The organism is Chryseobacterium hagamense, assembly GCF_007991455.1.
Classification (GTDB): Bacteria; Bacteroidota; Bacteroidia; order Flavobacteriales; family Weeksellaceae; genus Chryseobacterium; species Chryseobacterium hagamense.
The window spans coordinates 1-22,261 of record NZ_BJYJ01000026.1 but is presented as its reverse complement, the minus strand read 5'-3'; the positions used below and the strand labels follow the sequence as shown (position 1 = coordinate 22,261).

The 22,261-nt window shown below is 41.3% G+C and carries 21 protein-coding genes and 1 pseudogene; 11 read left to right on the top strand and 11 right to left on the bottom strand.

The annotated features are described in order from the left end of the window. The first annotated feature begins 1 nt into the window (after position 1). From CHA01nite_RS16785 to CHA01nite_RS16740, 11 genes are all read left to right on the top strand, one after another. Positions 2–1,111, top strand: a complete 1,110-nt coding sequence (locus CHA01nite_RS16785) for a sensor protein KdpD (protein WP_146943476.1) — start codon at positions 2–4, stop codon at positions 1,109–1,111. Between the two features lie 6 nt (positions 1,112–1,117). Further along, a complete protein-coding gene (locus CHA01nite_RS16780; RefSeq protein ID WP_146943474.1) occupies positions 1,118–2,833 on the top strand; it encodes a HAMP domain-containing sensor histidine kinase in 1,716 nt (571 codons plus the stop codon). A gap of 29 nt (positions 2,834–2,862) precedes the next feature. Next, positions 2,863–3,732: a hypothetical protein gene (locus tag CHA01nite_RS16775; protein WP_146943472.1), complete on the top strand. Its 870-nt coding sequence runs from the start codon at positions 2,863–2,865 to the stop codon at positions 3,730–3,732. A 58-nt stretch (positions 3,733–3,790) separates the two neighbouring features. Beyond that, complete coding sequence (locus CHA01nite_RS16770; protein ID WP_146943470.1) at positions 3,791–4,438, top strand: hypothetical protein; 648 nt, start codon at positions 3,791–3,793, stop codon at positions 4,436–4,438. An 18-nt stretch (positions 4,439–4,456) separates the two neighbouring features. Continuing rightward, on the top strand, positions 4,457–5,020 hold the full coding sequence (locus CHA01nite_RS20560; protein WP_307725999.1) for an STM3941 family protein: 564 nt from the start codon (positions 4,457–4,459) through the stop codon (positions 5,018–5,020). Further along, positions 4,971–5,528, top strand: coding sequence for a YdeI/OmpD-associated family protein (locus CHA01nite_RS16765; RefSeq protein WP_146943468.1), 558 nt, complete (start codon positions 4,971–4,973; stop codon positions 5,526–5,528). The genes CHA01nite_RS20560 and CHA01nite_RS16765 overlap by 50 nt, the downstream gene beginning before the upstream one ends. Positions 5,529–5,530: 2 nt before the next feature. Beyond that, on the top strand, positions 5,531–5,923 hold the full coding sequence (locus CHA01nite_RS16760) for a hypothetical protein (RefSeq protein ID WP_146943466.1): 393 nt from the start codon (positions 5,531–5,533) through the stop codon (positions 5,921–5,923). Between the two features lie 26 nt (positions 5,924–5,949). Further along, positions 5,950–6,699: a DUF6000 family protein gene (locus CHA01nite_RS16755; RefSeq protein WP_146943464.1), complete on the top strand. Its 750-nt coding sequence runs from the start codon at positions 5,950–5,952 to the stop codon at positions 6,697–6,699. 169 nt (positions 6,700–6,868) lie between these two features. Continuing rightward, positions 6,869–7,261: an immunity 22 family protein gene (locus CHA01nite_RS16750; RefSeq protein WP_146943462.1), complete on the top strand. Its 393-nt coding sequence runs from the start codon at positions 6,869–6,871 to the stop codon at positions 7,259–7,261. Between the two features lie 78 nt (positions 7,262–7,339). After that, positions 7,340–8,074 (top strand): protein phosphatase 2C domain-containing protein, encoded by a 735-nt coding sequence (locus CHA01nite_RS16745; RefSeq protein WP_146943460.1) that lies wholly within the window; start codon positions 7,340–7,342, stop codon positions 8,072–8,074. Positions 8,075–8,080: 6 nt separating this feature from the next. Continuing rightward, positions 8,081–8,737, top strand: coding sequence for a hypothetical protein (locus CHA01nite_RS16740; RefSeq protein ID WP_146943458.1), 657 nt, complete (start codon positions 8,081–8,083; stop codon positions 8,735–8,737). 288 nt (positions 8,738–9,025) lie between these two features. On the opposite strand, the gene CHA01nite_RS16735 is transcribed toward CHA01nite_RS16740, so the two are convergent. The 11 genes and pseudogenes from CHA01nite_RS16735 to CHA01nite_RS20555 all read right to left on the bottom strand — a co-directional run. After that, positions 9,026–9,820, bottom strand: a complete 795-nt coding sequence (locus CHA01nite_RS16735) for a hypothetical protein (RefSeq protein ID WP_146943456.1) — start codon at positions 9,818–9,820, stop codon at positions 9,026–9,028. A gap of 165 nt (positions 9,821–9,985) precedes the next feature. Then, positions 9,986–12,823: a DNA polymerase I gene (gene polA / locus CHA01nite_RS16730; RefSeq protein ID WP_146943454.1), complete on the bottom strand. Its 2,838-nt coding sequence runs from the start codon at positions 12,821–12,823 to the stop codon at positions 9,986–9,988. Between the two features lie 308 nt (positions 12,824–13,131). Then, positions 13,132–13,563: a hypothetical protein gene (locus tag CHA01nite_RS16725; protein WP_228458440.1), complete on the bottom strand. Its 432-nt coding sequence runs from the start codon at positions 13,561–13,563 to the stop codon at positions 13,132–13,134. Between the two features lie 388 nt (positions 13,564–13,951). Then, positions 13,952–14,302, bottom strand: coding sequence for an immunity 51 family protein (locus CHA01nite_RS16720; protein ID WP_146943452.1), 351 nt, complete (start codon positions 14,300–14,302; stop codon positions 13,952–13,954). 110 nt (positions 14,303–14,412) lie between these two features. After that, positions 14,413–15,684, bottom strand: a complete 1,272-nt coding sequence (locus CHA01nite_RS16715; RefSeq protein ID WP_146943450.1) for a DUF4280 domain-containing protein — start codon at positions 15,682–15,684, stop codon at positions 14,413–14,415. A 26-nt stretch (positions 15,685–15,710) separates the two neighbouring features. Then, positions 15,711–16,235, bottom strand: coding sequence for a hypothetical protein (locus CHA01nite_RS16710; RefSeq protein WP_146943448.1), 525 nt, complete (start codon positions 16,233–16,235; stop codon positions 15,711–15,713). Next, a complete protein-coding gene (locus CHA01nite_RS16705) occupies positions 16,232–17,272 on the bottom strand; it encodes a LysM peptidoglycan-binding domain-containing protein (protein WP_170234759.1) in 1,041 nt (346 codons plus the stop codon). Before CHA01nite_RS16705 ends, CHA01nite_RS16710 begins: the two co-directional genes overlap by 4 nt. Positions 17,273–17,280: 8 nt before the next feature. Beyond that, the gene (locus tag CHA01nite_RS16700) at positions 17,281–19,437 is read right to left on the bottom strand and encodes a type VI secretion system Vgr family protein (protein WP_146943444.1); all 2,157 of its coding nucleotides are present in this window, start codon (positions 19,435–19,437) and stop codon (positions 17,281–17,283) included. A 215-nt stretch (positions 19,438–19,652) separates the two neighbouring features. After that, the gene (gene tssD, locus CHA01nite_RS16695; protein WP_174771836.1) at positions 19,653–20,066 is read right to left on the bottom strand and encodes a type VI secretion system tube protein TssD; all 414 of its coding nucleotides are present in this window, start codon (positions 20,064–20,066) and stop codon (positions 19,653–19,655) included. A gap of 1,094 nt (positions 20,067–21,160) precedes the next feature. Further along, entirely contained in the window at positions 21,161–21,490 is a 330-nt protein-coding gene (locus tag CHA01nite_RS16690) for a hypothetical protein (RefSeq protein WP_146943440.1), read from the bottom strand. Position 21,491: 1 nt separating this feature from the next. After that, positions 21,492–22,261, bottom strand: a pseudogene (locus CHA01nite_RS20555) (hypothetical protein); the annotation flags it as partial.

The following is a 22,261-nucleotide window of genomic DNA, read 5'->3' as shown; positions in this document are numbered from 1 at the left end:
CATGTCAGCAGCCACTGATTTTTTAGCACTGATCCAAAAGTCCCGGAAGGGGAAATTTAAAATTTACATCGGGATGAGTGCCGGTGTGGGAAAGACTTTCCGGATGTTGCAGGAAGCGCATGCCCTTTTGCGGAATGGCATCGACGTTAAAATCGGCTATATTGAAACCCACGGCCGTGAAGAGACCGTCGCTTTAACGGACGGCATTCCGGAAATCCCGAGGAGATCCTCTTTCTATAAAGGCAAAAACCTGGAGGAAATGGATCTTCAGACGATCATCAATACGCATCCCGAAGTGGTCCTGGTGGATGAGCTGGCACACACCAACATCGAAGGTTCCAAAAACAAAAAACGATGGCAGGACGTCCTGGAAATCCTCGACAACGGGATCAATGTGATCAGTGCCATGAACATCCAGCATATCGAAAGCCTGAACGAAGAAGTAAAAAAAATTACCGGCATCGAAGTTTCGGAACGGGTTCCCGATAAAATCCTCGCTTTGGCCGATGAGGTGGTGAATATCGATCTAACCGCCGATGAACTGCTGACCCGGCTTAAAGAAGGAAAGATTTACAAAAAAGAAAAAATCCAGACCGCCCTGAACCATTTTTTCCAGAGCGGGCACATCCTTCAGCTCCGGGAGCTTGCTTTAAAGGAAGTTGCCACCCATGTGGAAAGGAAAGTGGAGACCGAAATCAAGACCGAAAGCTTTAAGCCCGTCAAATTCCTGGCCTGCATCAGCAGCAACGAAAGAGTCGCCAGAAATATCATCCGTAAAACCGCGAGGCTGGCCAGCTATTACAACAGTCCGTGGACAGTGCTGTACATTCAGAAGCCCTCTGAAAATCCTGAAAAAATCGCCCTGAACAAGCAGCGTTTTTTGATTAATAATTTTAATTTAGCACAGGAATTGGGCGCCAAGGTCGTGCGGCTGAAAGACAGCAGCATCCACAACGGCATTCTGAATTATGTAACGGAACATCATATGACGACCGTCTGTATCGGGAAGCCTCATGAAAACCTTTTGCAGCGGATCTTTGGGTACAGCTGGGTGTATACGCTGATGAACCGGCTGAATGAAAGACAGATCGATATTATTATTTTATCTTAAAAGAGAATGAAGCTTAAAACAAAACTCACCCTCGGCGTAGGTCTTTTATTCGTGCTGATCGTTCTGCTTTCAGTGATCGGTTCGGTATACATCAATAAATTAAAATCGGATACGGAAAAGATCCTTACCGCCAATTACAACAGCATCGAATTTTCCAAAAACATGCTGCTGGCCCTCGACAAAATACAGAATGACAGTGCGGTAGCCATTAAGGATTTTCAGAAGAATTCGGTACTGCAGGAAAAAAACCTGACGGAATTCGGGGAAAAGGAAGCCACCCAGAACCTGAACCTGCATTTTAAAAACTATCTCCTGCAGCCAACGGGTGAAAAGGAAAAGCTGATCCGCGAAGACCTGGTGACCATTATGTCGCTGAACATGAAGGGGATCGAACGGAAAAGCGATATCGCCATCATCACTGCGGGAAATGCCACTTTCTGGATTGTCAGCCTCGGAACCGTCTGCTTCCTGATCGCTTTCATCCTCCTGTTCAACCTTCCGCGGACTATTGCCGAGCCGATCAGTCAGCTCACTTCCGGTATCCGCCAGATTGCCAACAAAAATTACAATGAAAGGGTCTATTTTAAAGGCAGTGAGGAATTCAGCGATCTTGCCAACTCTTTTAACGTAATGGCGGAAAAGCTTCAGGAATACGAGAGCAGCAGCCTTTCGGAACAGCTGATGGACAAAAAGCGCATCGAAACCCTGGTGAACAATATGCATGACGCCGTGATCGGCCTGGATGAAAACAATTTCATCTACATGATTAATGATGAAGCCCTGAAAATCACCGGACTGAATAAAGATGACATTATCGGGAAAACCGCACATGAAGTCGCCATCACCAATGACCTGATCAGGGAATTGCTGAAAAATGCAGACCATGCGAGCGAAGAACCCATTAAAATCGTTTCGGACAACAAAGAGAATTATTTCGACCAGGACATCATTCCGATCAATATCGTGAAAACCGGCGAAAGGGAGAAAAAATACATCGGCCGGGTGATCCTCCTCAGGAATATCACGCCTTTCAAAGAGCTGGATTTTGCCAAGACCAATTTCATCGCTACCATTTCCCACGAGCTCAAAACACCGATTTCAGCCATTAAAATGGGGGTCCAGCTGCTGGAAAACCAGAAATTCGGCGACCTGAACGGTCAGCAGAAAGAACTGCTGAGAAGCATCAATGAGGACGGGCAGAGGCTGCTGGATATTACCGGCGAGCTGCTGAATTTATCCCAGGTGGAAACCGGGAACATCCGCCTGACGATCGAAAAATGCCGGCCGAAAGAAATGGTTGCCGCCGCCATTAAAAATGTGGAAAAACTGGCCGAACAGAAAAACATTTCCATCATACCTCACTTTCTTATTGATGACCAGGATCTTGTCCTGGCCGATTTCGATAAAACCGTATGGGTAATAAACAATTTCCTGAGCAACGCCATCAAACATTCCTTCCAGGATGAAAACATCCGGATTGCCGTGGAAAAAGCGGGATCGAAAATCAGATTCAGCATTACCGATACCGGCAGAGGGATCGATGAAAAATACCACCGCCAGGTTTTTGACCGTTATTTCCAGGTACCGGGCGAACACCAGAACGGTACCGGACTGGGACTGGCCATCTCCAAGAATTTCATCGAAAAGCAGCACGGCGAAATCGGCGTGAAAAGTTCACCGAATCAGGGAAGTACTTTTTATTTCCTGCTGCCTTTGGTTTAGATAATTTTATATTTTTGTAAAAAATATCCATGGGGACGATACCTGAAGACTTCACTGAATTTTTATATTGGGTAAAAGATACCTCGGAAAAGTGTTGGGCTGATGATTCCAATACTGATGACTGGAGCTATAAAGCCCGTTGGCAGGGCCTTACGGAAGATCAGATCGAGCAAATTGAGCAGAGATACCAAATCAGCTTTACTCCGGAGCACAGGGCATTTTTAAAAATCCTGCATACTTTAGACAGAAAAGAAAAAATAGAATATACCGATGGTTTTGGAGAGGAAGCAGAACAGATTATTGAAGAAACCTCTTTCTTTATCAACTGGCTGGAAGATGATGAAGAAATCAGGCAAAAATTGGGATGGCCTTTCCGGGAGGTCCTTCGTGATGTCCTAAATGAAAAACAACCGTTCTGGAAACATTCGTGGGGAAATAGGCCGGAAACGAGAGAAGAGGTCAAAAAAGTATTTGCTGACATATATAAACATTCTCCACCGCTTATTCCTATAAACTCTCATCGTTTTTTGGTAAGCGATCTTAATCTAAAGTACAGACCTGTACTATCTATCTGGGGTACAGACACCATTGTGTATGGATGGACACTCAGAACATACATTCTGAATGAGATCGGACAGCAATATCTAGGGACCACAGAACCGGTATTTAATGAGGAGGAGCAGAAATTCTATCCTGAATCTACAGCTGAAGCCAGAAAAATCCATGAGGACGATTATAAATATGATGCGTCTAAAACCATTCCTTTCTGGCAGGAAATTATCCTGTCCTATAATACCGGATGGTCAAGTTTCGGAATGCAAAGTCCTCCCAATCCTTATCTTGAGTCTTTAAAAAAGAGTAGTTCTACAAATGTTGATGGAAATAATAATGAAGATTAAAATGCTGAAACTTTCCGTATCAGAAAAATACTTAAATTAGACGATCTTATTAAAACCTATGTTAACGGACCTGGCCCAACAACTAGCCGACTTCTGCGAAAAATTTAAACTCAGAGAAAAAGCTTTTGAAAGTTTCGAAGAGCTTTTTCTCAAAAACAATGAAGATGACAGCCATCTCAGCGGATATAAAAAGAGTGAATTAAAACCGATTTTCGATGGCCATCGATTCAATATCCGGCATTCATTTCTTCCGCCTACAGTTGATACAAAAATCAGTCTGTACACTGAAAACGCTCTTGTTCCGGTAGGTTATTATATCTTAGAGACCGATTACAACGGAGAAATCGTTGATGACTTTTTTGTCATTGAAAAGGAGAAATATGTGGACTCGATTAATATGGCCAGTCATTTTCAACATATAAATGAGAGCCTGCCGGCCGGCTATTTGAAGAGAAACCATATCCAATATCCGTTGGTCTCCTATCTTTCTCTGGCGGGAACCTTATTTATGAGTAAAAAGTATGAATCATCAGGCCGTTTTGTGCTCCGCGCTTATGTAAATCTTGAAGAGACAGGAGAAGCGTATTTTGAACAGGATTTCCTTAAAAAGACCAAAAGGTTTTTGAAAATGATGAAAAATTATTACATTGAAAAACAGTTGATTTCCCCTGAGCTAAAGGCTGATTTTGAAAGATGGGGAAAATAATAGCCCAAGTTAATTTATATGATGAGTGAAATCCATTTCTATTCAAACAAATTCAAAATTATGATTCTTCTGATCCTATCATTTGCTTTTGTTTATCTATTTATTCATTTTTATGAGAAAGTCATACATAAAAGCCTGTTTATCATCATGATGAGTCATATTGGATTTGTCATTCTTTCTTTTGGAATCCTCTATTTTCTACTGCTTCTATTTCGTATAAAACCATTACTTACCATTAATAATACTGAAATTATTATTTTTCATCCTCTCAGAAAAAAAATGATAATTCCTTTTAAAGATGTAGCCGGCTTCTATATAAGTACGAATTCTCATAAAGGAATCAAAAATTCAGATCAGGTAAATATTATAATGAAAGCTACAATACCAAGAGGAAATAAAATGATTAAAACTTCTCCTCCACCTTTTGAATATTTAAATTATACAATAGCCGCTGATCTACTGAATATTAAAACGAAAAAATTAATTACAATTCTAAATTCATATCTGGAAACAGCAATCATCTATCGTAAAAATGAAACCCACCTTCTTCCCCACTCCTCAGGAATTCCGCCGATGGCTTGAGAAAAACCATCAGACCGAAAGAGAACTGCTGGTCGGCTTTTATAAGGTCGGCACCGGAAAACCTTCAATGACCTGGCCGGAATCGGTGGACCAGGCCTTATGTTTCGGGTGGATCGACGGCGTAAGAAGATCGATTGATGAAGAAAGCTACAGCATCCGTTTTACGCCCAGGAAGCCGACGAGCATCTGGAGTGCCGTCAATATCCGGAAAATGAAAGAGCTGACCAAAGCCGGACTGATGACTGAAGCCGGGCAGAAGGCTTTTAAACTTCGGAAAGAAGAAAAATCAGCAGTTTATTCCCATGAAAAAGAGCTTGCTGTCCTGGATCCGTCATTTGAAAAACAATTTAAGGCCCATAAAAAAGCCTGGGATTTTTTCACCACTCAGGCACCATCTTACCAAAAAGTGATGCTGCACTGGATCATGAGCGCCAAACAGGAAAAAACCAGAGCTTCAAGACTGGAGAAGACGATCCGGGAAAGTGAAATGGGGAAAAGAATAATCTGAGAATGATTGAAAGTTTGAGTATTCTCTCCGTTTTATTGGGGCTTCCCAATATTTATTTCTTTCTGTTCTTTAGAAGGGATAGAAAACACCAAAGGGCCTCTGTTTTCTTTTCCGCCATCTTCGGACTCAGTATTTTACTGGAAATTATTGTGGCTGTAAAAAATTCAGACTTTTCAATCGACTCTCTTTTTGAAAGCATTGTATTTGTTTTCCTCATCAGTATTCTGATTCCGGGATATTTTTTTATGCTTTTCGGAATTAATTCATTGCTGGAACATATTACTATCGTCCGCGGCTACTTTACCTATTCTGTTATTTTTTCGGTGCTAACTGTCAGCTTATCAATACTCTATTATTTTATCAGTGTTATGATCCTTACACTCAATTATTTTTGATATTTTTAGTAATTTAAACGAGACGGATGGAGAATGATTTACATAAAAAGATAAAATTGCACACAGCGGGTGCTACCGTTAGACATGCTTCCGCTTTTGATCACCTGGAAACTTACCGGAACGATTTTGAGCTCAGCAAAGAATTTATCGATCAATGGGTACTTCCGCTCTATATGAATATCAGGAATATGCATGACCGGTCATGGGCAGATTACCTTATTCAGCACAAAGAAGACATTACCGAAGACGTTACGCTGGCACTTTTAGGAGATTTTAACTGGCGGACAAGGACGGTCGGTGCCTATCTCTCCGCTTTGAAAGGATACCGCCATCAGGTTGATCTGATCGGAACCCATTTGCTGAAAAGTGAAGTCTGTTACGCCGGAGACTTATATGCGGTTGTCCTGGCTTATTACAATGAGCCTGAAACAGTTGCCTATTTAAACCGTTACCTGGACTATTACCTGCAGAAGCCCGAACTTTATTTTGACCAGGAAGCAGTGCTGGAAACTATTGCTTATCTGGATACAGTTAATAGCACATCCCATCTCTCCCGGCACTTAAACCAATGGAATGCCATGCTCGAAAGCAGAGGTGAACTTTCACGAATCAGAAATATCCAGGTTGCCGGAATTATGGAAGAGCAGGAAGGCAAGGGTCACGCTCAAAAACTTTTAAAAAGCCTGAACCATATTATTGTAAATCCTGAGCTCAATACCAAAGCTGTAGCAGAACAGATTCAATTTTTAACAGAGCTGAAAGCCTTCTTTGATTAATAAAATCATTAATTTAAAGCTTTAAATAAAGCACTGACAGATGTAACCGGTTAAACCTCATAGGTTTTTGAAAACCTATGAGGTTTGAGGGTGATATCATTTTTAATCGACTGGTTTTTTCCCGGGATTGTCATACCTTTGAACTTTAAGTTAAAAGCAACCGACAGATATGGAAACATTAGATTTTTGGGTAGGGAATTTTCAGAGTGAGGAAGATTTTTATGATTTTGTGGAGGAAGACGAAAACTATTATCTCCTTGAAGAATCCGACGATATCCATATTTCGAAATTTGCCGCTTCACAGGATACCGTGTGGCTGGACCACGATTTTGTAGAATACGGTTTTGAAGACGGAAATCGTACTCTTTACGAAAAATTTGCCGATTATTCCTTTGCCGAGCAATGGCTCCCGATCCTGGTGAACAGGCTGAATGAAATCAACCTGAAATTTGAGGTGAACTGCATCATTTTCTTAAACCGCGGACAGGTTCCGAAACCGGTTTCCGTAGAGGACGACTTTTTTTCGCTGGCTTATGTGGGCGGGATTGAATTCAGTGCGTAAATCCATCCCTTAAAATATCTCTCATAAATATTTGAGATTAATGATCCGAACCAGCAAATTGTGTATTTTTGCTGTACCATGAATATCTACTCTGCACTGCAAATCGGCGACTATCACCTCAACCATTGTGAAGATTTCCTGATTACCAAATCTATTGGAAGTCATAAAATACTCTGTGCGGTTATGGATGGCTGTTCTACAGCTATGGAAAGCCAGTTTGCTTCTGCTCTTACCGGAAAAATCCTCCGGAAAATCGCTCTTGGGAAAAATTATGAAGAAATGTACCGGACAGACAACCGGAATACGATTGAAGAAGAACTGAAAGACATTCTCAAACAGCTCTTCACTGAAATCCTTAAAGTAAAAAATATCTTGCTTCTGGATGAAAAAGAACTGCTGACGACGCTAATCCTTCTTCTGTACGACCAGAAAGAAAATCAGGGAATTGTTTTGTGCATCGGAGACGGATTGGTCTGTATCAACGGAAAGATCACTGAATTTGAAAACGGAAATAAGCCTGATTATTTTACTTATCATCTGAAGGAAGATTTCGAAGACTGGTATCAAAATCAGACCCAGATCATTATTTTTGATGATCTTCAAGACATTTCTATTGCCACCGATGGCATCAGTACATTCTTTAAAGTGAAAAAAGCAGATACAGAAGAAAGTATTGATCCTATGAATTATATTTGTATAGATCATGAATATCACGATTCCGGGGAAATGCTGTTCCGGAAACTGAAAAAACTGGAACACCGGTACGGCATGAAACCGACGGATGATCTGGCTGTGATAAGAATAATAAAATAAACATCCATGAAAACATTTACCCTTACAGGCGGCGCGAGGATCGGAAGAGCCAATGCCACCTACCCTTTTGCCAATCTTTATGTAGATGAAAATATGCTGAAAATAAATGCCTCCCTCGTAGGAAATCTTATTTTTCAGCCACAGGATATAATCTCAATAAAACCTTATGCTTCGGTTCCGATAATAGGAAAAGGAATCAAGATCCTGCACCGGGTTGAAAATTACAGTCCGCATGTTGTTTTCTGGACCATGACCGATCCTGAGACCGTTATCGGTGAAATTGAAAAGACGGGATTTCTGGAAAAAACAAAATTCCCTTTATCCGAAAAAGATCTACATATCATTCAGCAGCAAAGACAGGGCGGATTTCCGTTGAAGCCGTGGGTGAAAGTTCTTTTTCCCATTGTCTGGAATGTCCTTTTCCTTTATGATTTTATCCCTTTCTTTTTGGGTAAGAATGAAGGAAATACTTTTGGTTTCGGAGTCTGTTCAGCCTTATGCCTGCTTTTCACTACCGCTTTGCTTACCCTGATTTCGGAAGGTTTCCGGAAACTGATTTTAAAAGAGGGCAAAACACTGGACGATGTAAAAAAGTCTGCGGTTTTCATCGTATTGATTAGCGGCGTCTTGTTTGCTGCTTTCCTTACTTTTGCTTTATCTTAAATCAGCGGAATGGCGAAAAACACTAATAATCATCAGGGTGAATATCTGTGAAGATATATCAGATGAAATTTCCGAATGTAAGCTAGCTTTGCTTACAGTTGTAAGCTCTATTTTACCGGTTCATAAAAATATGGAGGCCTTATTCCCATAGGAGGAATTACAAAAGTGCCTTTATTTGAAAAATAAGTTGAAAACCCGTTTTCTTTGTTTACTAGGTTCGAGTAAAAAATGACTTTTGCAGATTTTACTTTACCTGATTTATTCTGGATGGTATCAATTTCAAAAGATTCAAATGTAAACGGTTCGTCCGGAAAATCGTAGTAGGTAATCTTTTTTTTTATCAAAGTCAATATAGGCATTATTAGCTTTATCCCTGAATAGTTTCTGTTTTTGAAAATAATTTTCGATATCCCCTTTATTATCAAACGGAATAAAAGCTGCTTTGGGATTCGCAAACATATCATCACTGACGGAGTCGGTACTTAATCCGAGAAGGGTAAGCTTATTTCCTTCAAGTTTAAAATAAAAATGATAAGTATTAGTCTGACCTTTTGATATCCCTACCGCAGAAAAATTGCAGGATGTTTCGAGCTGTCTGTTTTTTTTAAAGAACGATTCAGGATGCGAGGTGTAGGTATTGTCAAAATCTTTTAAAGAAAACTCCCCGTCATTCTGCCTGATAAAAAATCCGGTTTTGAAAAATTCAAAATCCCCTAAATATTCGGGAGAATCGGTACTATTTATATTCTCAAAAATATCCTGGCTAAACCGATCAATTTCGTCTTTTATGGTTGAACTGATCATGAGAATCGGGTAAGGTCCGTCATGAAAAAAAAGCATCATTCCCAATTCCGGATCAATGTACCGGTCTATGTTTTCGGCCTTATGAGAATTAAAATCCCTAACAAAATCTGTGAAAGCAATAAGGGAATCTTCTTTAATATTTTCTTTTGCTTCCTTTATGGGTCTTTCTATTGCAACAATGGTCTCTTCAGGCTTTTTTTTCCTTAAATTAAAAAATAAAGCAGCTAAAACTATAATAATAAGCGATGTAATGAAAATGTATAATTTTGTTCTTTTCATGGTTGCAGTTTACTTCTTTCCAATGTTAATATGTGATCATCACAGCAAGAAAAAAAGCTCCGGTAAAATCAGCAATATCTTTACGATCAAAAACAATATTTAAATAGTTAATCTGTAATTAGCTTTGCCAAGTTTACCCGAGCATCGGATTATTTAATTTGGTGGTTAATGCGCTTCCAACCAGTTCTCTCCTACTCCTACTTCTACCAGTAACGGAACCTGGGTTTCAATGGCATTTTCCATTTCCATTTTGATGATGTTGACGGCCAGTTCTACCTCTTCTGCGGGAGATTCGAAAACCAATTCGTCATGAACCTGCAGCAGCATGCGGGTCTGGAGTTTTTCTTTTTCAAATTCTTTCTGGATCTTGATCATGGCCACTTTCACGACGTCGGCTGCACTTCCCTGGATCGGAGCGTTGACAGCATTTCTTTCGGCATGGGCACGGACTACAAAATTACCGGAATTGATGTCTTTCAGGTGGCGTTTTCTTCCCAGAATGGTTTCTACATATCCGATTTCCTTGGCTTTTTTTACCTGGTCTGCCATATAGGCCTTCAGCTTGGAATAGGTTTCGAAATAGGCTTCAATCATCTGCTTGGCTTCGCTTCTGGATAAACCGGTCTGCTCTGCCAAAGCAAAGGCGCCCTGACCGTACAGAATCCCGAAGTTAACGGTCTTGGCCTGGCTTCTCTGGATTTTGGATACTTCCTCCAACGGAATATTAAAGAGTTTCGCTGCGGTGGAAGCATGAATGTCTTCGCCATCCTGGAATGCTTTGATCATGTTGTCTTCGCCGGAAATCTCAGCAATCAGACGCAGTTCGATCTGGGAATAATCGGCAGAAATAATCTTTTTCCCCTCACCGGCAACAAATGCTCCCCGGATCTGCTGCCCTCTCAACGTACGGATCGGGATGTTCTGCAGGTTCGGGTTGACACTCGCCAGACGGCCTGTGGCGGCGGTGGTCTGTGAAAAATTGGTATGAACGCGGTTATCCGTTTTTTCAATCTGTGACGGTAAGGCATCCACGTAAGTTGATTTCAGTTTCTGATACGTTCTGTATTCTAAAATGTGCTGGATGATCTCGTGCTTGCCTGACAGTTTCTGAAGGATGTCTTCCGATGTTGCGTATTGTCCGGTTTTGGTTTTCTTGGCCTTCGGATCCAGCTGAAGTTTTTCGAAGAGCACTTCACCGAGCTGCTTCGGAGAATTGACGTTGAATTCTTCCCCGGAAAGCTCAAAGATCTTGGCTTCCAGTTGTCTCAGGTCGTTTTCCAGATCGATGCTTTCCTGAGCCAGCCATTTTTCATCCAGGGAAATGCCGGCGAGTTCCATTTTCGCAAGGACTTCCATCAGCGGCATCTCGATATTGAAGAACAGGTCTTCGAGGTTTTCCTTTTTCAGCTGAGGAGCGAAAAGTTCGTACAGCTGAAAAGTGACGTCGGCATCTTCCGCGGCATAATCGGTCTGGGTTCTCAGGTCCGCATCCCGGAAAGTCCCCTGGTTTTTGCCTTTTTTCCCGATAATGGTCTCGATGGAGACCGGTTTATAGTTTAAATAGATCTCAGAAAGGTAATCCATTCCATGTCTTCCGTCCGGATTCAGGAGGTAGTGGGCGATCATCGTATCGAACATGGCTCCCTTCACCGTAATATCGTATCTTCTTAAAATTTTATAATCGAATTTTAAATTGTGGGCTACCTTAAGCAGGTCTTCCTTTTCAAAGAACGGCCTGAAAATTTCCAGCGTCTGCAACACTTCTCCCTGGTCTTCGGAAAGCGGAACGTAATACGCCAGTCCTTTTTTATAGGAAAAGCTCATTCCCACCAGCTCGGCTTCCAGTTCGTTCAGTGAAGTGGTTTCGGTATCAAAGCATACGACCCTTTGCTGCAGAAGGTTTTTAACAAGCATTTTCTGGGCTTTCGGATTGTCCACAAACTGATACAGGTGATCATTATGCTCAATAGTTGATTTCGTTCCGGCGGCCTGGTCCATTTCTTCATAGGTAGCGAAAAGATCGAGCTGACCGACGGCTTGTGCCACTTTCTGCTGGGGCGCGGTTTCGACAACGTCGGCTTCTTTTATCGCATTTACATTTCCGGTAACCGCCGGCGCAAAAGCCCTGTACAGATTATCATAAAGCCTCCTGAATTCAATTTCGTCGAAGATTTCTTTTACTTTTTCAAAATCCGGGGTTTCCAGGTCATACTGTTCCTGATGGAATTCCACAGGCGCATCGCAGATAATGGTTGCCAGTTTTTTGGATAAAATTCCACGCTCTGCCGAAGCCTCTACTTTTTCCTTCAGTTTTCCTTTCAGTTCGTGGGTATTGGCCAGCAGGTTTTCAATGCTTCCGTATTCTTTCAGGAATTTCATGGCGGTCTTTTCACCTACCCCTTCCAGTCCGGGGATATTATCGGAGGAATCTCCCATCATCGCCAGATAATCGATTACCTGTTTCGGATCATCGATTTCATATTTGGCCTTGATTTCTTCCACCCCGATAATCTGGATGTCGCCTCCTTTATAACCGGGTTTGTAAATTTTAATTTTCCCGGTCACCAGCTGGCCGAAATCTTTATCCGGTGTTACCATGAAAATGGTGTAGCCTTCTTTTTCAGCTTTGCAGGCAATGGTTCCGATGACGTCATCTGCTTCATAACCGGGTACTCCCAGATGAGGAACATGCATGGCATCCAATATCCGGTGTATATAAGGAATTGCAATTTTTATCGCTTCCGGGGTCTCGCTCCGGTTGGCTTTGTAATCGGAGAAATCGTCGGTTCTGATGCTGGCCTGGCCTACATCGAACACTACAGCAAGGTGGGTAGGCTTTTCTTTCCGTATCAATTCAATCAGAGAATTCATAAAACCGAAAATAGCAGTTGTTTCCAACCCTGTACTTGTAAACCTCTGATTTTTATACATGGCATGAAAACCCCTGAAAATCATTGCATAGGCATCGATGAGGAAAAGCCTTTTATCCTGTGTTGCGTCCATATTTTCCATAAAGAACAAAGATAAGGAATTAGTTTCCGTTTTATCAAATGAAACCTGAGATTCGGAAATCTTGTACCGGATAAATTCAGGATTTTGGTAGATGGGGGTGGTGCACTGGAAACATCGGGTTATACCAGATGCTGAGATAAACCGCCCCTTTTGGCCTTGCCGATGTTAAGGGTAAAAATTTGTCCAATAATGCAGTTGTCCTGAAAAAGGGAACAGTCAGGTAAAATCAGCTATTGATTTTTTAAGGTTTTTATTAATGATTTGGTGTCGGTCTCTTTATTCAGGTGTATTTTGTTTTATCAGCAGTCATGGTTTTCATAATTGATTTTCTCCAGAGTTTCCCTATAGCTTTCCGCCTGTTTCGCATTGATTGCCTGATTATTAAGGATGACCGGCAGTTGCTTTTTTCCGTCGGGGCTGATCCACAGGCCTTTTAAGCCGGTACCTTCTTTCCGTACGATCATCAGACCCGTAAAACCATCCTCTACCATGGCATACTGGTTTTTATTGTTTTTGGAAATGCTGAGCTGCAGCCAGTTGCTGACTTTATTATACCGGTAGATTCCACTGTAAAAGGGATCTCCGCCACATCCGTTTTCTTCTTCCTGAAGGTAGAGCGTTACCTGCATTTTACCGTCCACGGTTCCGGTATAGAGAAAGGATTGCGTCTGTGCCTGCATCACGGCAAACAGTCCTGAAAGGGTGATGAGTAAAAGAATTGTTCTGGTCATCTTAAATTTTTATTAAAAATAAGAAATTCTGCCGTTTCCGGAAAGTTCGGTTTATTCAGCAGAGGATCTTCCGTCATAGCCCGGATTGAACGGCCTGTCTGAGCTCTTTTTACGGAAGGATGAGGCCGGGGGTAAAAAAGCGAGTAGTGAAAGCCGGAAAAAGCTCCTGAAAATAGGTATTGGTGGATGGTGAATAGTGGATGGTCAATGGTTAATGGTTAATGGTTAATGGTTAATGGTTAATGGCGAATAGCCAGAACCAATAGCTGATAGCCACTAGCCAGTAGCCAGTAGCCAGTAGCCAGTAGCCAGTAGCAAAATTAATGTTTAAATTGCCAGGGTTCCTTCCATTAAAAAAGACCCCGGATGAGGTCTTTGATATGACTGATTAATCGATTTCCGCTTTCAAGAAGAGATCCTGGATCTGCAATTCGTTTTCACACGTTTCCTTAAACCCGGTGATAAACTCTTTTAATTTGTCCGGATTTTCAGAATAGGCGCAGAACATATCGGCTTCGGGATCGAATCTGATGTCTTCCGCAAGATCCGGCCGTTTTTCTTCGAGGAACACTTTCGCGAGCGAGGCCCAGTCGTATCCGTTTCCTTCGAATCCTTCATCTTTCCGCCACTCGAAAATTTCGGGCTTATAGGTTCCGGCATTTAAACATACTGAAAAAGTCTTGTCTGAGGCTACCCAGAAAAAGGGCTTGATGGCCGTTTCAAAATTGTAGGCTTCCATACTTTTAAGTTTGATTTAGTTTAGGTGAATTAAAGATACGGAATTTCTTTTTTTGTCCGGAATTTTATAACATTTATTAACTTTAAGGAAGATACCGATCATTTCTACAATCATTCCTTTGCTTTTGCTCTGACACTGATTCCTGACGTGTCGTCCTTTACCGCATTTTCCGCAAGTTTCCTTCTCGCATTCTCAGAAAAATATCCCCCGACTAGAGGAACAAAGAACAAGGCAATGGAAGCTCCTTTCGTAAGCAGTGAATTCTCATTGGAAGGGGACCATCTGTTCTTTTTGATTTCGCTTTCAAGATGGGCAATGGCTTTATCCCTCATTTGCGGCCTCAGCCTGATGGGTTTTGAATTCGGGCTTCTCTTGATTTCGTTAAAGACATCAGGTCTTTTCTCCTGAATACTTTTTACCAAAGCCCTTGCACGGGGGCTGTTTCTCAGCTGTACTTTATTCATTTTAGAAAGCTGATCAAACTGTGCCTTCAACGCTTTATCCTGAATAATAATTCGACCTGTACGGTACAGCTGTACGACATTGGCCAGATCTTTAATACTTGGCGGTGCTCCCGATAATGCCGTATTTTTCGTGGTTTCATAAGTTTCTTTTTCAACAGTTGCCGGATCAGACAGATCTTTTTCCTCAGCTTTGTTCATTCGCTGGTAAATTTCATTATCTGCATACCCGCTGTTTCCTCTCATCATTCTGCTCTGAGCCGTGGTCATCGCGTAGGTTGCCCCCATCCCCCCTATCGTAAACAGAGCTCCGGATTTCGTAAACACGCCTTTTATAGCTTTGAGGAATCCGCCTCCTTTTCCCATAAAGAAGCCGGTGGCTACGGCTGCAGCAGTGGTAACGGCAGTTTCTTTCATGTTTTCGTAAGCGATCGCTTTTGCGGCCTGAACCGCAACATCATAGCTGATGATCGGCTGAAGAACCCCGCCATTGTCACAGGAAAGCATGGAAGCTTCGGTAATGGCCTTTTGCCGATCGAAGCTGACATTGGATTTTTCATTGATCCACTTTCCTGCCTTTAAAGGTCCCGTGCAATCATGAGTGATGACGGCGATGGCTGCAGAAGCGACAAGGACCGCTGCACAGACGCCTGCAACTACCCATCCGATGGGATTGGAAGCCAGAATAAGCCCTACCACAAGCCCGCCGATAGCCATCCACATGTTCATCGGTTTTTTGCATATGAATTTTTCTCTTACATTTTTGTCGCTGACCGTAAGAAAAATAAAATTTTTGTCGCCTTTATACAGAACCGTAAACTGCTTCCGGTCATATCGGGTAGCAATCAGTTTCTGCGGTCCTGTATTTTGCTGGAATGTACACACGGCCCAGGTATCCTGGGGAATATAAGCCTTACTCATATCGGTTAAAGATTACCTGTTATTCATTAAAAACCATACTGAATATAATAATAGAGTTTATACATGGCAGCACAAATCAATAAACCTGCAAAAGGCATGATCAGGTGGCCGTACTGCAAATAATAATCATACGAGATTTTTTCTTCAGGAATATGATTTACCTTTAAAAATTCAGTAATGTGCTCTCTTTTGTTTTTATCTATATAAATAGATTTGTCGCCGCTTCCGGTACGCATTCTTAACACAATTAATTCGTTAAGAGGCAGTGAGATATAATAACTCTTTATCTCCGACAGACGGATTTCAGCGCTATTGACCGTGATTTTATCTTTGCAGAAATTTACTTCCACCGCTTTTTTCTTTAACTGACCGAGGATGAAAGCGTAAGTGGCCCCAACTACCGATATATACAGGATGAAACGATACTTTTCAAAATAAGAACAGACAAAAATCACAACCGCAAAAAGAGGCAGCCACAGATAAGCTGTCCTGATGACCGTCTGATGATCATATCCTCTGGCTGAAAATGCTTTATTGATAACAGTATTCATAATTCAACTCTTCGCAGTTCAAACTTGGTGATCGATTCATAATTGTTTTTTACCTGTTCCTTGATAGAGGCTGTAGCATCCATCAAAAGTCCCGAAGCTTTTTCTACGGTATAGGTGATACGATAGATCAAATTAAATTCGGTAAAGGAATATTTAATAACAGGCTGATACATTTCTTCATATAGTCTGACTATTTTATCATGATCCAGCCTGTTCTTATCTAAAGTTCCCGTAAGCCGGTAGGTTATGGTATTTCCCTGATCGGAAACAACAGTTCGCGATACCTCAATTGCCAGCAGAATATTCGGGAATAGTTGAGACTGTTGCAGGATGGAAAAATAATCATTCTTTTTCATCTGGCTTTTGAGTAAAATATGATAAAGCATATTTTTGGCAAGGACTTTACCCAGTTTTTCAGAATCGGAGAACTCTCTGTTTCCGTTTTCAATAAAATCACGGATCGTTTCCGGATCCCTGTTTTCCATTTCCTTATAAAATGGAATTTCAGGAGCTTTCCGAAGAATAAATTCCCGCCATTTTTCCGACAGCTCTTCCCTGTTGATGATATCCTTTATTTCACCATCTTCACTTTGGGTATAAACCACGATATCTCTGATCATTTCTATTTCCCTGATCAGATGAAATGCAGCTTCCATTTCCTGTGGCTGAATGGAATTCACGTAATCTTCAAGCTTTAACATGAATAAAATGTCGTCATCCTGTTTTCTGGAACTAAAAAGGTATTCCGTTTTGGTCTGAGCGGAAAAACTGGGTTTTCCCTCAATGGCAATAATATTGTTCAGTTCACACCGGTACCGCGCTCTTTTTGTAAAAGCTATACCGGAAGTCCGGAATTGCCGGGAAGGGTCGACCTCTAAAAAAATATATTGAAGATGAATCGGTATCTTATCGCCGATGATTACATTGGTAAGCCCGCAATTCTGATTATGGATATCTATTAAATCCTGAACGGCCATTTCATATTTTTCAGCAATCGAATGTAAGGTGTCCTCCTTCTGTATTTCGTATCTGATCATTTCCATAATTAATTGATGTCTACCTGCGATCCTGTAATTTCAGTTTTCCCTTCAAATACAGCCTTGGCGCTTCCGGAACCTTTTACCGTTGCTGAGGATTGCCCCGTAACTTCTATATCTTTACTGTAAACCACGATTTTATCTCCGGTAATTTGAATGTAACTTTCTCCTACTTTAAGCGTTACCTTGGTTGCTCCGTTCAGATCGATTACTCCGTTTTTATCCATCGTCAGCACACTCTGCCCTTCTCCAACATCCGTACAGTGTTTGGCTCCTGCATGCACGGTATTGTTGTTTCCTACGGTTACGGTTTTATCATTGTTGGCATTGGTAACGGCGTTACCTGCTCCGTCAAATTTCATATTCACTCCGCCCTGATCGGTAAGGAATACCGAACCTTCGCCGTCATTCAGCTCCAGCTTATTGCCGCTCCGGGTGCTCAGGCTTTTAACATTGTTTCCGGATCCGCCGCCTGCACCTACCTGGCCATGAAACATGCCGCCCATGACAAACGGCCGGTCGGGATGCTGGTGTACAAAACTGACAATTACCTGATCGCCAACTTCCGGAATGGCCATAAATCCTCTGTTTTTGCTGACTTTATCGCTGGCTCCCGCGTCCGGGGTCATCACGCGGATAAATTCTGTAGTCAGCGCACCGTTCTGCCAGTCGAACTGAACCTGAACCCTTCCCTGATTCAGCGGGTCGGCATTGGAAACCACTTTTGCAAACTGGGGTTCCGCCCTCGGAATTTCAAATTCGGGACGCGGAATGTACTCGCAGTCTGCGGCAATGGCTTCAAAGGTTCCGGTATAATAACCGCGGGCATCCACATCGTGGCATACTTCCGTCATCAGGATTTTGGTGAAATAGGAAGTATCGTTGGTATCCTGTTTCCTCATTTCAAGGTCTACCGGACAGCCGGGATACAGAAAAGGAACTGTTGTTGTACCTGAAGTAATGAAGACTTCTGAGGCTTTACTGCCCGCAGTGCCTTTCTGTGATGCATCCACATCAATAAATGAAGAGGCTTTTATGGGGGCCACCCTCAAAGAAGGCGTAGTAAATGTTTTTTCTGAAATTTCGTAAGCCCGTCGGGCAATGTCTGAAGCATGGGTGATTTTTGAGCTTCCGGTGGTTAATTTTTCATTTTTGCTGCTGTTGTAACCATAAAAACTCGGATTGACGTGTTGGGCTTTCATCCTGACTTTTACATCATTTACGCTGCTTCCATAGATCAGCTGAACCGGTTTTTCCTGTGGTGGAAGTTTGCCGAAGTGCAGGACTTCGCCGTCATAGTAGAATTGTTCGCCATAGGCTTCTGCGATCCGGGCCAGGTAATTATAGTGTGTCTCCTCATACTGCGAGCTGTAAGAAACATTTCCGTGCCGGGCATCAACCCTGAAGTCGAATTTCCCATTTCCAAGACCTTCTTTAATGATATGATCGGCAATACTGTTGAGGCTGATTTCCTGAGCACCTCCAAAGCTTTGGATATGGGGAGCTGCATCCAGAAGAACGGTCGGGCTATATCCTGTCAGGACAATATTTCCGAGACTTCCCTGATCCTGGCTGAATCCGACTTCAGTAATGACTCCTACAAAATTTCTTTCAGGACCTTCTTCAAGATCTTTATACTTAAAAATAACCGTAATTCTTTTGCCTAAGAAATTCTGGGCTTCTTCGAGATGATGATTTTCTGTACTTCCCAAAGAATCATGGGCCAGCATCAGGCTGAATTCGTGATGCCGGGTAGCACTCTGCTTCAGCTGGAAATGTTTGAAATGCTTAATCACGTTTCCTTCCACCACGATGTCCAGCTGCACCACCCGGTTGAGGCCCTGCAGCAGGCTTCCGGGAATTGCTTTGGCATTATGTATTTTGGAAACAGGCTGCTGAGACCAGACTTTATCTTCCATCAAATCCGGAGTATTAGGCTGTAGTTTCTGATTCATCAGCATTCCGGATGTTTCTCCTTCAACTTCAGTGTAGGTCTGCACCGGTGTGAGTTCCTGCGCCGTCTTCTGAATCTTCCGTTCCGTATTTTTCTGAATTTTTTCTGTCGCCTTATGCACCGCCGCTTCCTTTCCCGGTTCAAAAGGCGTCCTGATGAAAGAATTTACCGGAGAAAAAGGATTTTCCGGATCATTGCCATCCTTAAACATGTCTTATAATTTTAATTGATTCGATGTGTTTTATTCACTGCTAAACCGATCCGGAGAATTCCCGGTTCAATTTTATTTATCATCTTTCAATAGTGATGACCTTAATAGATCAAACTGAAAAATGAAAACGATCTGATTTAAAAAAAAACAGAATAGCTACTCTGATGAGCTATGCTATTCTGTAACCAATTTTATTTACTAAGATGATTGTAGGTTTAGTTGCTGCTACCTCCCGGCCACAGACCCTGATAATTTGAATTTCCGTAATCGATGGTTTCGGCACTTACCACAAAACTAACCAACATACTGTTTTCGTCTACAGCATCAAAGTCTACTTCATGCTGGATGACATATCCGTTATGCCAGGTAAGGGTAATCAGCGTACCTTCTTCATGGGATTTGTTGAAAGTAATTTCACCTGTGGTAGGTTTGTATTTTCCGTTCAGTAAACTTTCTAAGATATCTGATTTTTCAGTAGCTTCTACGGTAAGTTTGATCAGTGCATTGGAAGGATCTGAAGCTACCCTGCCCGAAACATCGGTAGATCTCGATACGCTGTAATTCAGCTTTAGTAATTTTTGTCCTTCTCCGCCGTTGAATTTTAAGATTCCTCTTGAATTTGCTGCCATAATGGTAAATTTTAATCGTTAATATTTTGTGATTTGGTTGATTTGTTGAGTCAAAGATATACCTCTTATTTTTAACCCGAAAGTATTTAAACCATAAATCCATCTTTTGTAGTAGTTCTACGATTTGATGTCGTAATTCTACGACAATAGAAATAAAATAAAAATAAACAATTGACTAGCAATAAATTACATTATTAAAATATTAAAAAAACATCTATTATTTTACACAAATGAGAGAAATATTATGATTGATTTAAGATATTTTTAATAATTGTTAACTTATTTAAAAATTAAAAACGGAGAAAAAAAATTCCGGAAGAGCAAGGTTTCCGGATTATTGCTGGGTTAAACCTATAAAGATCATCTCGATAATGAAATTTTTCTTAATCATTTAAATCTTAATTTTTCAACCATAATAATCTCCGGCTATCATTTTATGTCGCAGCATATCTGTTAAACGATGAATAAGGAGAATCCGAAGGATAATATGGTACTGTGTCAATTTCCCCATTTTCAGAGTAACCAAAGTGTTTCCTATTCGTAACTGTATTACTATATTCAGACTTCCTTTATAACCATAAGAGTATACTGTTCCCCATACGATTTTAGGATCTCATGGCCTATTTCATGAGCGGTAGTAAACTTGAATTCTATGTCCTCTTTATTTTTAAAAGTATAATCCCACTGATCATCGGCATATTTAATATATCTCATATTATAACATACGGCTTCCCTTGAAATCAGATTACCTACCCATTATATAGGATTCAAGGTTGCGGATCCAGGGTTTCCTGACCTTATCCAGCTTTCGTTTGTGTTATATACCAGGCTTACATCATCCATAGAATAATCCTGAGTATTCACCACATTTACATAAACTTCAAAAGCTTCGCCTGTTATATTGACATTCTTTGCAGCTCTGCAAAACTTCCGGTTCTTGCTTTGATGGGTGGTTTTCCGGGAATCAATTCACTTGTCGGAATCTTATCCCACGGACAGCTTTCTACCCACCGGGTTTCATCCCTGGCGCGGGCAAGATGGGATGAACGTTAATCAGTTTTAAAATATTAAAAACCACAAATTTGAAAAACTTTTTACTTTTTAATAAACAAAGTATCTTTCTTTCCTTCAATAAAGGAATATTCTATTTTCTCACCATGCTGGCTCCAAACTGTTCTTATAGTGTCTATCGGTTGGTCATTTGAAAATATAATCAAATTTCTAATTGAGTTTTTTTGCATTTTCAGTTTAAAATAACCCTCAGAATTGGTATATACGCACTCGGCACCATACTCTTCACAAACTTTAATCTTCGCAAGCGGCTTTTTATTACTGCTGAAAATATACCCTTCGTAATAATCAGGTACCGGCGTACAGGCGTTTATAAATAATATCAAAAATATATTTAAAAAATTTCCAGTCATGTTATTTGATTTTTATTTTTGTTAGCCATAATAGACTTAGAACATCTTTCTCTGCAGCTGCCATTCTTTTCCTTTCTAAAATAGGAATATAATTATTATAATAAGGCATAATGTCAATTTCCCCCGATGTTGGATAATTGGTAGAAAGATCACTGTTGCTTTGAGTTACAACATTTACACTTCCCTTGTGACCATAGGAGTATGAGGTTCCACCATATGATTTTAATATTTCGTGGCCAACTTCATGCGCAGAAGTTTCTTTAAAGCCAATATCTTCGTTATTCTCAGTTTCATAATTCCATCTTTTTGAATATTTAATATACCCAACATTATAACAAATCGCTTCTCGTGATACTAAGTTTCCAATCCATGAAATGGGATTCAAGGTTGCGGATCCAGGGTTTCCTGACCTCATCCAGCTTCCGTTTGTGTTATATACCAGGCTTACATCATCCATAGCATGATCTTGTGTATTCACCGCATCTACATAAACTTCAAAAGCTTCGCCTGTTATATTAACATTCTTTGCAGCAGCATGGTTTTTATTTCTACCCCAGTGATAATTCAAGCCATCAATAGCCAGTTTTTCCAGCTCTGCAAAACTTCTGGTTCTTGCTTTGATGGGTGGTTTTCCGGGGATCAATTCACTTGTCGGAATCTTATCCCACGGGCAGCTTTCCACCCACTTGGTTTCATCCCTGGCGCCGGCAAGATGGGATGAACATTCCAGCCCTTCCGCTCCGCCGTCTTTCAGGTTTACCCGAAGCGTAG